Source organism: Mesorhizobium sp. WSM4807, assembly GCF_055811615.1.
This window is the reverse complement of sequence record NZ_JBVVQY010000006.1, coordinates 242,441-254,345: the sequence shown is the minus strand read 5'-3', so window position 1 is coordinate 254,345 and position 11,905 is coordinate 242,441. Positions and strand designations below refer to the sequence as shown.

Annotated in this window: 13 protein-coding genes; 6 read left to right on the top strand and 7 right to left on the bottom strand. The window is 61.1% G+C overall.

The features are described 5' to 3' along the window. The first annotated feature begins 201 nt into the window (after positions 1 to 201). A complete protein-coding gene (locus tag AC0L3N_RS10695) occupies positions 202 to 1,695 on the top strand; it encodes a peptidoglycan DD-metalloendopeptidase family protein (protein ID WP_473547595.1) in 1,494 nt (497 codons plus the stop codon). A gap of 156 nt (positions 1,696 to 1,851) precedes the next feature. Here AC0L3N_RS10695 and AC0L3N_RS10690 read toward each other — a convergent pair whose 3' ends face one another. Further along, the gene (locus AC0L3N_RS10690; protein ID WP_473547594.1) at positions 1,852 to 2,727 is read right to left on the bottom strand and encodes an ATP-binding protein; all 876 of its coding nucleotides are present in this window, start codon (positions 2,725 to 2,727) and stop codon (positions 1,852 to 1,854) included. Between the two features lie 292 nt (positions 2,728 to 3,019). Between AC0L3N_RS10690 and yajC the strand changes: the two genes are divergently transcribed. The 4 genes from yajC (at position 3,020) to AC0L3N_RS10670 (ending at position 7,583) form a co-directional block, all read left to right on the top strand. After that, the gene (gene yajC, locus AC0L3N_RS10685) at positions 3,020 to 3,358 is read left to right on the top strand and encodes a preprotein translocase subunit YajC (protein ID WP_065007771.1); all 339 of its coding nucleotides are present in this window, start codon (positions 3,020 to 3,022) and stop codon (positions 3,356 to 3,358) included. 325 nt (positions 3,359 to 3,683) lie between these two features. Next, on the top strand, positions 3,684 to 6,236 hold the full coding sequence (gene secDF / locus AC0L3N_RS10680; RefSeq protein WP_473547593.1) for a protein translocase subunit SecDF: 2,553 nt from the start codon (positions 3,684 to 3,686) through the stop codon (positions 6,234 to 6,236). Positions 6,237 to 6,340: 104 nt separating this feature from the next. Then, on the top strand, positions 6,341 to 6,730 hold the full coding sequence (locus AC0L3N_RS10675; protein ID WP_126106226.1) for an Mth938-like domain-containing protein: 390 nt from the start codon (positions 6,341 to 6,343) through the stop codon (positions 6,728 to 6,730). 25 nt (positions 6,731 to 6,755) lie between these two features. Then, entirely contained in the window at positions 6,756 to 7,583 is an 828-nt protein-coding gene (locus tag AC0L3N_RS10670) for a phytoene/squalene synthase family protein (RefSeq protein ID WP_473547632.1), read from the top strand. An 85-nt stretch (positions 7,584 to 7,668) separates the two neighbouring features. Here the strand turns inward: AC0L3N_RS10670 and AC0L3N_RS10665 are convergent, their stop codons facing one another. The 4 genes from AC0L3N_RS10665 to trmFO all read right to left on the bottom strand — a co-directional run bounded on the left by AC0L3N_RS10665 (position 7,669) and on the right by trmFO (position 10,267). Then, complete coding sequence (locus tag AC0L3N_RS10665) at positions 7,669 to 7,944, bottom strand: type II toxin-antitoxin system RelE/ParE family toxin (protein ID WP_473547592.1); 276 nt, start codon at positions 7,942 to 7,944, stop codon at positions 7,669 to 7,671. A gap of 26 nt (positions 7,945 to 7,970) precedes the next feature. Beyond that, entirely contained in the window at positions 7,971 to 8,261 is a 291-nt protein-coding gene (locus AC0L3N_RS10660) for a type II toxin-antitoxin system ParD family antitoxin (RefSeq protein ID WP_473547631.1), read from the bottom strand. Positions 8,262 to 8,339: 78 nt separating this feature from the next. Next, complete coding sequence (locus AC0L3N_RS10655; RefSeq protein WP_473547591.1) at positions 8,340 to 8,738, bottom strand: hypothetical protein; 399 nt, start codon at positions 8,736 to 8,738, stop codon at positions 8,340 to 8,342. Between the two features lie 119 nt (positions 8,739 to 8,857). Continuing rightward, a complete protein-coding gene (gene trmFO / locus AC0L3N_RS10650; protein ID WP_473547590.1) occupies positions 8,858 to 10,267 on the bottom strand; it encodes a methylenetetrahydrofolate--tRNA-(uracil(54)-C(5))-methyltransferase (FADH(2)-oxidizing) TrmFO in 1,410 nt (469 codons plus the stop codon). Between the two features lie 30 nt (positions 10,268 to 10,297). Here trmFO and AC0L3N_RS10645 point away from each other — a divergent pair, with 30 nt between their 5' ends. Continuing rightward, positions 10,298 to 10,969, top strand: coding sequence for a hypothetical protein (locus AC0L3N_RS10645; protein WP_473547589.1), 672 nt, complete (start codon positions 10,298 to 10,300; stop codon positions 10,967 to 10,969). A gap of 381 nt (positions 10,970 to 11,350) precedes the next feature. Here the strand turns inward: AC0L3N_RS10645 and AC0L3N_RS10640 are convergent, their stop codons facing one another. Together AC0L3N_RS10640 and AC0L3N_RS10635 are read right to left on the bottom strand one after the other, a co-directional pair. After that, positions 11,351 to 11,491, bottom strand: coding sequence for a DUF1127 domain-containing protein (locus AC0L3N_RS10640; RefSeq protein ID WP_023802557.1), 141 nt, complete (start codon positions 11,489 to 11,491; stop codon positions 11,351 to 11,353). A 54-nt stretch (positions 11,492 to 11,545) separates the two neighbouring features. Then, positions 11,546 to 11,686: a DUF1127 domain-containing protein gene (locus AC0L3N_RS10635; RefSeq protein WP_091596947.1), complete on the bottom strand. Its 141-nt coding sequence runs from the start codon at positions 11,684 to 11,686 to the stop codon at positions 11,546 to 11,548. Between the last annotated feature and the right edge of the window lie 219 nt (positions 11,687 to 11,905).

Genomic DNA, 11,905 nt, shown 5'->3' with positions numbered 1-11,905 from the left:
TATTCAGGTGATGCCCGCAACCGACCTGTTGGTCGCTTCGCGCCCGTCTCCGACTCGGCCCTACCTGAACCTCAACCCGACCCGGTCCAGCCTTAAATATTTTAAGAAAATTTGCGTCTGATTCTAGAGGTTTAACCGACCAGTAACATTAACGCGCTTTAATCGCAGTCAGTCTGTACCGGGTATCTGCGGGTAAAAGCGATGCAATTCAGTATTTTGAAGGCAAACGGACGCAACCTGGCGCGTGGTTTCGCTGTCCTTATGGTTGCGGGCACCGCGGCGGGATGCAGTTCCCAAGTCTCGCGGTTCAACAGCGTCGATGACGTCTTCACCTCCTCGACCAACAACCAGCGCGCCATCATCGACAAGCAGGACGCGGCCCAGCCTTATCCGGGCGATGCGCCGGTGTCCGCCGCGCCGCTCGACGGCAGCCATACCCAGTCGGTCAGCCGCTCAAGCCTTGAGCCGGTTACGACGCAGCAACTGCCGCCGGTCAGCCAGTCGCAGCCGGCCGCCACCGCCAGTCCGGCTCGCACCGCTTCTGTGCCAGCCGCTTCACAGGTTGACCGTACTGCGACCGGGACAGCGGCAAAGCCGTTCAAGAACGCACAACCCGATGATCCGCGCATGGCGACGGCAGGCGGCGAACCGCGTGCCACCGAGATCATCGTCAGGGATGGCGAGACCATTTCCGGCCTGTCGCGGCGCTACGGCGTGCCCGCCGACGCCCTCATGAAGGTCAATGGGCTGAGCGCGACCAACGGGCTGAAGACCGGCCAGAAGCTCGTCATCCCGGCCTATGCCTATTCAGGCAAAAAACCGACGCCGAAGCTTGCCGACGCCAAGCCTGCGAACGACACCAAGCTCGATTTGCCGGCCAAGGCGCCGGAGATGGTGGCCGTGCTGCCGCAGCAGCCGAAGCTCAAGGAGGGCAAGTCCGCCGCGCAGGTGGATGCATCGGCCGCAGCAAGCCAGCCGAAGGGCGCCGCACCCAAGGCGGCTGGTGCCGGTGGCACCTACACGGTCCAGCAGGGCGATACGCTGTCGGCCATCGCCAGGAAGACAGGCGTCGGCGTGGTTGCGTTGAAGCAGGCGAATGGTTTGCAGGACGGTCTGCTCAAGATCGGCCAGACCCTGAAGGTGCCGGCTGACGGAACCGCGACAGTTGCCAGCGCCAAGCCGGCAAAGGTCGATCCGGTAACGACTGCCACCACCCCGCCTGCGGCAAAGACTACGCCGTCGGAGACGCTCGCCGCCTACACGCCGCCCCAAAAGGCCGCGAAGGTCATCGAGCAGGCAGAGGATGACGACGCGGTGGCGCCAAACGCCACCGGTATCGGCAAGATGCGCTGGCCGGTGCGCGGCCGCGTGATCTCAAGCTTTGGCGGCGGCAAGGATGGTGTCGACATCGCCGTGCCGGAAGGAACGCCGGTCAAGGCGGCCGAGAACGGCGTCGTCATTTATGCCGGCGATGGACTCAAGGAATTCGGCAATACGGTTCTGGTGCGCCACGAGAACGGGTTGGTTACAGTCTATGGCCACGCCCGCTCGATCGAGGTCCAGCGCGGCCAGAAGGTCAAGCGCGGCCAGGAAATCGCGCAGTCCGGCATGAGCGGCACCACCGACTCGCCGAAACTGCATTTCGAAGTCCGCAAGAATTCGGCACCGGTCGATCCTTCGACCTATCTTGAATAAAAGAAAGTCGATCCTTCGACCTATCTTGAATAAAGAAAATCGACCCTTCGACCTATCTCAATTAGAACAAGAAAAGCAATTGCGCGCCGCCTGACCTCCAGTCCGGCCCGCCGGCTCAGCCCGCCCCGCAGGGGCGGGCTTTTTCAGTCCTTGTCCCTAATCTTTGAGAGATTTGCCGAGCCGGCCTGCCAGATCCTGGGTGAATTGCCAAGCGACGCGGCCCGAACGGCTGCCGCGCGTCGTCGCCCATTCCAGCGCCTCGGCGCGCAGCGCCTCGGGAGCGATGGCAAGGCCGTGATGGCTGATATAACCGTCGATCATGTCGAGATACTCGTCCTGCGAGCATTTGTGGAAGCCGAGCCAGAGGCCGAAGCGGTCGGACAGCGAGACTTTTTCCTCGACTGCCTCTGACGGGTTGATGGCGGTCGAGCGCTCATTGTCGATCATGTCGCGCGGCAACAGATGCCGCCGGTTCGACGTGGCATAGAAGATCACATTCTCCGGGCGGCCCTCGACGCCGCCTTCGAGCGCCGCCTTCAGCGACTTGTAGGACGTATCGTCGTGGTCGAAGGAGAGGTCGTCGCAAAACAGGATGAAACGGTAAGGTGCCGCCTTCAGCAAATTCATCAGCTTCGGCAGCGTGTCGATGTCCTCGCGGTGGATCTCGATGAGCTTGAGCGGCAGGTCCAGCTTTGCCGACGCGTTGATAGCGGCATGCACGGCCTTGACCAGCGAGGATTTGCCCATGCCGCGCGCGCCCCACAACAGCACGTTGTTGGCTGCGTATCCGGCGGCGAAGCGCTCGGTGTTGTCGACCAGTATGTCGCGGACGCGATCGACGCCGCGGATCAGGCCGATGTCGACCCGGTTGACCTTGAGCACCGGCTCCAGATAGCCGGGATCAGCCTGCCAGACGAAGCAGTCGGCCCCGCCGAGATCGGTTTCCGGCACCGGCGGCGGAGCGAGGCGGGCGACCGCCTCGATCAGGCGGTCGAGCTTCTTGTTCAGGGCTTCGATGGTGCTGTCGGTCATTTCTTGTCTTTTTGTTTTTGCATTCAGGAAGGCGTGACAACGGAACCTATTTGATTCCGGCGGTTTCGGAACCGGCTCCAACCTTTTGTTAGAGCATGATCTTTTTCGAAAACCGCGCTCCATTTTCGGGATCATGCTCTAACACGGCTCAACCCGCCCGAAAAGCAGCCGAAATGCCTGGCCGCAGTTGCATTGGCAACTTTACCGACTATATTCCGGCCAAATTTCACGGGGCCGCCAAATTTCCCTAGGACGGTTTGGCGGCTGTTTTTCAAAATTCAGGAGTACCTCGATGTTCGTGACACCGGCATATGCCCAAGGCGTCGGCACCTCCCCGGATATGTTCATCAGCATTTTGCCGTTTGTCCTGATTTTCGTGATCATGTATTTTCTGATCATTCGGCCGCAGCGCACGCAGTTGAAGAAGCGCGGCGAGATGCTGGCGGCGGTTCGCCGCGGCGACACGGTCATCACCGGCGGCGGTTTCGTCGGCAAGGTGACCAAGGTGATCGACGACAACGAACTCGAGATCGATCTCGGCGGTGGCACCAAGGTAACGGCGCTGCGCTCGACGATTGCCGATGTGCGCGTCAAGGGCGAGCCAGTGGCGAACCAGAACGCCAAGAAATAGCCGAAATTTCTGGCGGAGCGGTCCGCGGATACGCCCCTGACGGACGACGCCATTTGCTGTATTTTCGAACTTCAAGACGACCCTGATCCGGCTGGCCACCCGGTCCAGGGCGCCAACGATCTCGTGATGCCATTGCGCGCTGGTCTCTTGCCGGCAAGATTGACAACAGTGGAAGAAAGCCCGATGGCAGCACCAAAGTGAACTGCCTGTGTTCGACAATCACCGATGTGCGGAGCGGGGCGAGCCGGTGGCGAACCAGAACGCCAAGAAATAACCCAATTCCAGGCGGAACGATCCGCCAGAATGCCCTGACGGACGAGGCCATATGCTTTATTTCTCGCGCTTCAAGATGATCCTGATCTGGCTGGCCGTGGCCGCCACAGTGATCTTCGCTGCGCCCAATCTATTCTCAGCCAGCACGCTGGCCAAGCTTCCCGACTGGGTGCCGAAGCGCCAGATGACGCTCGGCCTCGATCTGCAGGGCGGCTCGCATATCCTGCTCAGGATGGATCCGAACGATCTGACCAAGGATCGGCTGGAGACGACGCGCGACCAAATCAGGACACTGCTGCGCGACGCCAAGATCGGTTACACCGGCCTTGCCGGATCAGGCCGGACCGTGCAGGTCCGTATCACCGATCCCGGACAGGTCGATGCCGCCAAGACGGCGCTGAAGACACTGACCGACCCGGTGGCGGCCGGCCTGTTCAGCGGCGGCTCCGTCCAGGAGATGTCGCTGGATGACTCCGAGCCCGGCCTGCTCAAATTCACCGTTACCGATGCCGGCATCAAATACCGCACGTCGACGGCGCTGGCGCAGTCGCTCGAGGTCGTCGAGCGCCGGGTCAACGAACTCGGCACCACCGAGCCGATCGTGCAACGCCAAGGCGACGACCGCATTCTGGTCCAGGTGCCGGGCCTGCAGGATCCGCAAAGGCTGAAGGACATTCTTGGCCAGACCGCCAAGCTGACCTTCCAGATGGTCGACCAGTCGATGCCGGTGCAGGACGCGCTCAACGGTCGTCCGCCGGCGGGATCCTCGGTGCTGTATTCGCAGGATGATCCGCCGGTTCCGTATCTGATCGAGAACCGCGTCATCGTTTCGGGCGAAAATCTCGTCGATGCGCAGGCGACGTACAATTCCCAGACCAATGAGCCGGTGGTTTCGTTCACCTTCGATTCCAAGGGAGCGGCGCGTTTCGGCCAGGCGACCTCGCAGAATGTCGGCAAGCTGTTTGCCATTATCCTCGACAATCAGGTGATTTCGGCGCCGCAGATCCGCGAACCGATCCTTGGCGGCAGCGGCCAGATCTCGGGCAATTTCACCGCCGAGAGCGCCAACGACCTCGCCGTGCTGTTGCGTGCCGGCGCGCTGCCGGCGACGCTGACGGTGATCGAAGAGCGCACAGTAGGCCCTGGGCTCGGCGAGGATTCCATTCACGCCGGCAAGGTCGCCGGCGTGATCGGCTCCATCCTCGTCGTCGTGTTCATGTTTGTGGCCTACGGCTTTCTCGGCTTCATTGCCAACATCGCGCTGGCGGTGCATGTGGCGATGATCATCGCGTTGCTGTCGTTGCTCGGAGCGACACTGACATTGCCGGGCATTGCCGGCATCGTGCTGACCATCGGCATGGCGGTCGATTCAAATGTCCTCATCTACGAGCGCATCCGCGAGGAGCGGCGAAACGGTCGCTCTGTAATCCAGGCGATCGACACGGGCTTTTCGAAAGCGCTGGCGACCATCGTCGATTCGAACGTCACCTCGCTGATCGCGACCGTGGTGCTGTTCTGGCTCGGGACCGGACCGGTGAAGGGCTTTGCCGTGACCTTCGCCATCGGCATTCTGACCACCGTCTTCACCGCCTTCACCTTCACCCGGCTGCTGGTGTCGATCTGGCTTCGCCGCGCCCGCCCGAAGGAGTTGCCGCGCGCGCCGGTGACCTTCGTCCCGGCGGGCACGAGAATTCCATTCATGGGCATTCGCCGCTGGACATTCGCGCTGTCCAGCGTGCTGTCGATCCTGGCGGTCGTGCTGTTCATGACCGTCGACATCAATTACGGCATCGACTTCAAGGGCGGTTCGCTGATCGAGGTGCAGGCCAAGGATGGCACCGCCGACATTGCCGACATTCGCGGCAGGCTTTCGGAACTCAACATCGGCGAAGTGCAGGTGCAGCAGTTCGGCGACCCGAACGACGTCTTGATTCGCGTCGGCACGCAGGAGGGCGGCGAGAATGCCGAACAGACCGTCATCGACAAGGTGCGCGGCGAGTTGCAGGACCATTACGATTTCCGCCGCGTCGAGGTGGTGGGACCGACAGTTTCCGGCGAGCTCGCCAAGCAAGGCACCATCGCCATGCTGATAGCGCTGCTCGGAATCCTGATCTATGTTTGGTTCCGCTTCGAATGGCAGTTCGCGGTCGGCGCCATCATCGCCACGGTCCACGATGTGGTCATGACGATCGGCTTCTTCGTCATCACCGGCCTCGAATTCAACCAGTCGTCGCTTGCGGCGATACTCACCATCATCGGCTATTCGCTCAATGATACGATCGTCGTCTATGATCGTGTTCGTGAAGACTTACGAAAATACAAGAGGATGCCGCTGCCGCAATTGTTGAACAACGCCATCAACGAGACGCTGTCGCGAACGACGCTGACCTCGGTGACGACGATGCTAGCGCTGCTGGCGCTGGTGCTGTTCGGAGGTGAGGTGATCCGCTCGTTCACGCTGGCGATGCTGTTCGGCGTCGTCTTCGGAACCTATTCGTCAATCTTTATCGCCGCGCCACTGCTCATCCTGTTCAAGCTGCGGCCGCAGGCCGCGACGGCCGATGAGGAGAAGCCGGTGGGGGGCGGCAAAGCCTTGGCAACCTGACGATTGCCGCGGCAGAAACATCTATTTGCTGGTGGTCCCTATCGTTCTAACATTCGCAAACGACGCTGTTGGAATGGGATGCGAATGTTAGAATCGGACCACTAGTGGCAAAAGGCATCGTCATCCGCGAAGCGCATTTCCCTGGCCGTGCGCCGATCGAGGCCTACGGCAATGGCGGGTTTCGTTTCGCCGACATGTCTCATCGCGGCTCGCTCCTGTGCCTGCCGTCGGGCATTTATGGCTGGGAGCCGGCTGATCCCCTGGCACTGACGGCGGCGGATTTCGCCAAGCTGCTCAACGAGGCTGACAAGGTCGAGATCCTGCTGGTTGGCGCCGGCAAGGATCTCAGGCCGTTGCCGGCGGCCCTGCGTGCTGCGCTGAAGGCGGCGGGCATTGCGGCCGATCCGATGTCGACTGGTGCTGCCGTGCGGACCTACAATGTTCTTCTGGCGGAAAACCGTGCGGTGGCCGCCGCACTGATCGCCGTCGAGTGACGTGACCGAAAACGCCAAAATCGTCATGGAAACGGTGCGAGCCGCCGACCATGACCGCTATGTTTGCGCGCTCTATGCGCCTGAGGACAAGCGTGACGCACTTTTTTCGCTCTATGCCTTCAATGCCGAGATATCAGGCATTCGCGACCGTATTCGCGAGGCGCTACCCGGCGAGGTGCGGCTGCAATGGTGGCGCGATGTCATCGCAACCGAGGACAGTGGGGACGGGGTTGGCCATCCTGTCGCGGACGCGCTAAAGGCTACGATTTCCGCCCACCACCTGCCGATACCCGCCTTCGAGAACATGCTCGAAGCCCGCGTTTTCGATCTGTATGACGACCCTATGCCGTCGCGCACTGACCTGGAAGGCTATTGCGGCGAGACCGCAGCGGCGCTCATCCAGCTTGCAGCGATGGTACTCGATCCCGTCGCAGCACCGCGGTTTGCCGAACTTGCGGGCAGGGCAGGTTGCGCACAAGCGATGACCGGCCTTTTGCTGCTGCTGCCGTTGCACCGCAAGCGCGGGCAGTGCTTTGTCCCGGCCGACATTCTGGCCGCGGCAGGATCATCGCCGGAAGAGTTCGTTGCGGGCGATGGCGGGCCGGGCGCAGAACGCGCTGTCGCCGCGATGATCGCACTGGCGCAAGAACATCTTGCAGCTTTCGAAAGCGGCGCATCGGCGTTGCCGGTTTCGCTGCGACCGGCATTTCTGCCGCTGGCCTTGTCGCGCGCCTATCTCGGAAAGATCGAAGGCTCTCGTCAGTCACCTCTGAACGGCGTGGCTCGGCTCTCGGCCTGGCGCCGGCATTGGCTGCTGTTGCGTCGCGCAATGCGAGGCTGGCCGGACGCCTGAAAGCTGCCAAGTATGAAGGAATCCGGGGGGGAACGGAAAGCCGGAATTGTCACCGCGATCGTTGAGCTGGGCGAGTAACTGTCCATCACGATGGATCGCTCGATTCGCCATCGCGCATCAGCGTCTCATAGTCGCGACCGCCATAGAAGATGTTGACGATGCGAACGAGATCATCGCTGACAACGTAAGCAATTACCGCAGAGTGCTCGAACGGCACTGTTCGCAGTCCCGGCGCAATGTCATCGCGCGAGGCGCATTGCGGATGCTTTGGCAGCGGTCTTCGATACGCAAGACGAATTTCAGCGCGACGTCCGTACTTCCGCCGGCCTCTACGATGTTTCTGAAATGTCGGCCAGATCATTCCTAGCGGTTTCTCGATACTCGACTTCAAGCCGCTGAATCATCAGCACGGCTCGAATGTCGGGCGACGAATCCCCGAAGGTGAGCGCGAACCTCCTCTCCTGAATAGCCCGGCCTTGTATCTTCGATCGATGCCTTCACGCGCGCTCTGATCGATGCCATCCGCTCGGCGTGTTCTTCCTCTTCGCGTTGGAAGGCGCGTAGTGCTGCGCGGATGACCTCGCTCGCCGATCCGAAGGAGCCGTCTTCGACTTTCTCACGGATCATACTCGCCATGGCGGGCGTCACGGTGACGGACAATTTCTCTGCGGATTCCATGACGTAGCTCCATGCGCTATAAAATAGGATTTTATCCTTCATCCAAGGTGTCCAATTTCGTTTAACTTGGGCGCACATTTAACTCCTGATGCGTCGACCTGATCCAACATAGCGCCCAGATTCACCCCCTATGGCATCCGTGAGATTTGGCTCCAACTCGACAAGCGCATCAACTACAGCCGGCGCCTCTGAAGCGGGAGTTTCCTGCTTGAAATGAGCGTGGACATACACGCCATGAGGATGTGACGGGTTCAGACGGGCCTGGATGGCCCAAAACGGCGACAGCGAATAGAGCGTCTTCATGAAATCGAGGAGGAACTGCTCGGTGTAGGGACCTCCGAGGCGCTGTACAGCAACGATTCTCTTTAAGCTTCGATCGCGGTTCTCAATGTAATTTTCGTTATCGAATATCCAGCCCCTGCCGCCGTGGGGCTGGCCGATCAGCGATTCAAGCGCGGGTATATGAACTTCGCGCAATTTCCGCAGGTTGCTGCAGCGGATGTAGATGCTCCAGAAAATTTCGTAATCACCGGCGAAAGGTTCTTCACTTGACCCGGCGGCAGAAGTTGAGGCAGGCTTGAGAGATCACGCATCAATTACGCTGCCGCTTCCGTCTGGGCGGCCAGCCCCAACCATTGCCGGCAATCACCCAACGCACGTGACGTCACCGCACGCCGCTTGGCGACGGTCTTGTCCTTGCCGCGCAGGCGCTTTCCCTCGGCTTTCGGCGCCTCTACCGGGGGAAACAGGCCGAAATTGATGTTCATAGGCTGGAAGGAGCGCTTTCCCGGCTCGTCGTCGGAAACGATGTGACCGCCGGTGATATGGTTGAGCAGCGCGCCAAAGGCTGTGGTCATCGGCGGCAGCGCCGGCGCTTGGCCCAGCCGCTCGGCGGCGGCAAAGCGCCCGGCAAGCAGGCCGATGGCGGCACTTTCGACATAGCCTTCGCAGCCGGTGATCTGACCGGCGAAGCGCAGGCCGGGCCGCGACTTGAGCTGCAGCGATTGGTCAAGCAGCGTCGGCGAATTGATATAGGTGTTGCGGTGCAGGCCGCCGAGGCGGGCGAATTCGGCGCTTTCGAGGCCCGGGATGGTGCGGAACACGCGCACCTGCTCGGCGTGCTTAAGCTTGGTCTGGAAGCCGACCATGTTGTAGAGCGTGCCCAGCGCATTGTCCTGTCGAAGTTGCACGACGGCATAGGCCTTCACCGATGGATTGTGCGCATTGGTAAGCCCCATCGGCTTCATCGGCCCATGGCGCAGCGTCTCGACGCCGCGCTCGGCCATGATCTCGATCGGCAGGCAGCCGTCGAAATAGGGCGTGCCTTCCCATTGCTTGAATTCGGTCTTTTGGCCCTCCACAAGCGCCCCTACGAAGGCAAGGTACTGCTCCTTGTCCATCGGGCAGTTGATGTAATCCTTGCCGGTGCCGCCAGGCCCGACCTTGTCGTAGCGCGACTGGAACCAGCAGATGTCCATGTCGATCGTGTCGAAATGGACGATCGGCGCAATAGCGTCGAAGAAGGCGAGCGCATCGGCGCCGGTCACTTCCGCGATCGAGTGGGCGAGCCCAGGTGCGGTCAGCGGGCCGGTGGCGATGATCGCCTGGTCCCAGTCCGCCGGCGGCAGGCCGGGCACTTCCTCGCGCTGGATGGTGATGAGCGGATGCGCTTCGAGTTTTTTTGTCACCGCTTGGGAAAATCCGTCGCGGTCGACGGCCAGCGCACCGCCGGCCGGCACCTGGTGCGCGTCGCCGGCGCTCATGATCAGCGAACCGGCCAGCCGCATTTCGGCGTGCAGCAGCCCGACGGCGTTGGTTTGCGCATCGTCCGAGCGGAAGGAATTGGAACAGACGAGCTCGGCCAACCCATCCGTCTTGTGCGCTTCGGTGCCGCGGACGGGACGCATTTCATGCAGCACGACTGGAACGCCGGCTTCGGCTGCCTGCCAGGCGGCTTCGGAGCCGGCGAGACCACCGCCGATGACGTGAATGGGGTTCTTGTTCATGAGCGCCGAGATAATGCTTTGGCGCGGCGAATGCAATTACGCGAGTTGGCCGCGCTGTTGCCGCCAAGTGCTGCAATCGTCTACTGTCGAAGAATGGACGGGATGCTCGGGAGCTTTGCCAGAGCGACATTTCTGACAGTCGTGATCGCCATGGGCGGATCAGCGGCCGCCGGCGAACTGGCCGCGACGGCTTCCAGGCGGATCCCCATATGCCACGGCTACAGTTGCAACTATCGCACGATGCTGGCGCTTGGCCCCGGTGACGGCGCGCGTTTCCGCTCTATCCTGCGTGCGGGTGCGGGTTCGCCCCAAGCCGAGCGCTCCGCTATTTCGAAGGCTGTCCGCTATTTCGAGCAGCGCATTTTCCGGGCCACCGGCATTCGCGATCTGCCGCAATCGGAATTCGGTGCATCGCGCATCAGGGGCCAGATGGATTGTGTCGACGAATCGACCAATACGCATGCGCTGCTGGTCTATCTTGCCGAGCGAAAACTGCTCAGGTTTCACAAGGTCGAGGACAAGGCTTCGCGAGGCCTGTTTGTCGACGGACGCTATCCTCATTGGACGGCGGTGATCAGCGACCGCGGGGGCACCGAATGGGTGGTGGATTCCTGGTATGCGCCGATGGGCGGCGCACCGGACATTTTTCCGCTGAGCCAGTGGAAGAAACGGGGCGTGCTGGAAAGCGGTGCGCTGGACTGACGGGCAGGGACATCCCGGCCAAAACGGCTCTTAGACTGCCTCCACTCTGAAAAACAACAACACCCGCCGGGGGAGGAGGTCCGGCGGGTGTCGTTTTGCTGGCCGATCCTCGGGAGGAGGTGAAGATCGACCGTATTCGTCATCGCCGGGGAGGAGGTCGGCTTTGACGAAATTCCTTTCGCCTGATGAAAGGGGGCGAAACCCTTGGGGACGAAATTCGTTTCGCCCCTGGGACGAAATTCATTTCGCCCGGGGAAACAGCGCCCGCCGCGGGAGGAGGTGCGGCGGGCGCCGTTTTTGTGGTCAACCCTCGGGAGGAGGTGAAGGTTGACCGTATTCGTCAGGGGCGGGGAGGAGGTCGACCCTGGCGAAATTCCTTGACTAGATCGCCTTGCGGGCGATGCTCTTGATCTCTTCGCGGACGATCCCGAGATCATGCAGCTGGCGGTTCGAAAGGCGACCCAGCTCGGTAACCGTCGAGCGATAAACGCGCCAGTTACGATAGTTGCGGATCAGGTTCATTGTCGTTCTCTTTTCAAGTCAAACTGGTTCGGACCATTTGCGGTCCGAAGAGGATTAGACCGCCTTGCGGGCGACGTAGTGGATATCGCTGCGGCTGATGCCGAGGTCGGTCAGTTCGCGGGTGCTCAGGCGGCTCAGCTCGGAAACGGTGTCCCGGTAGCGGCGCCAGTTGCGGTAGTTGCGGATCAGGTTCATGGTATTTCTCGTTTCGTCTTTCTTCCGGATCATTCCGTCTTTGTGTACGCCCTGAAGATAGGTGGGGTCATATCGATTTAAAAGCGCTATTGGTGCATGGCAGCAATGCAAATTGTGCAATGCACCATTGCCGCCAAATCACGTCTTCGACCTAGATAGGCCCGAATCGGAAAATGCCGTAGCGTCAACGGTTTGGCCGGATCGGCTGAAAAAAAGAGA

Excerpts from the sequence above, each read along its gene's own strand:
- AC0L3N_RS10695 (WP_473547595.1), top strand. The coding sequence starts at position 202 with ATGCAATTCAGTATTTTGAAGGCAAACGGACGCAACCTGGCGCGTGGT.
- AC0L3N_RS10690 (WP_473547594.1), bottom strand. The coding sequence starts at position 2,727 with ATGACCGACAGCACCATCGAAGCCCTGAACAAGAAGCTCGACCGCCTG.
- yajC (WP_065007771.1), top strand. The coding sequence starts at position 3,020 with ATGTTCGTGACACCGGCATATGCCCAAGGCGTCGGCACCTCCCCGGAT.
- secDF (WP_473547593.1), top strand. The coding sequence starts at position 3,684 with ATGCTTTATTTCTCGCGCTTCAAGATGATCCTGATCTGGCTGGCCGTG.
- AC0L3N_RS10670 (WP_473547632.1), top strand. The coding sequence starts at position 6,756 with ATGGAAACGGTGCGAGCCGCCGACCATGACCGCTATGTTTGCGCGCTC.
- AC0L3N_RS10665 (WP_473547592.1), bottom strand. The coding sequence starts at position 7,944 with ATGATCTGGCCGACATTTCAGAAACATCGTAGAGGCCGGCGGAAGTAC.
- AC0L3N_RS10660 (WP_473547631.1), bottom strand. The coding sequence starts at position 8,261 with ATGGAATCCGCAGAGAAATTGTCCGTCACCGTGACGCCCGCCATGGCG.
- trmFO (WP_473547590.1), bottom strand. The coding sequence starts at position 10,267 with ATGAACAAGAACCCCATTCACGTCATCGGCGGTGGTCTCGCCGGCTCC.
- AC0L3N_RS10645 (WP_473547589.1), top strand. The coding sequence starts at position 10,298 with ATGCAATTACGCGAGTTGGCCGCGCTGTTGCCGCCAAGTGCTGCAATC.
- AC0L3N_RS10640 (WP_023802557.1), bottom strand. The coding sequence starts at position 11,491 with ATGAACCTGATCCGCAACTATCGTAACTGGCGCGTTTATCGCTCGACG.
- AC0L3N_RS10635 (WP_091596947.1), bottom strand. The coding sequence starts at position 11,686 with ATGAACCTGATCCGCAACTACCGCAACTGGCGCCGCTACCGGGACACC.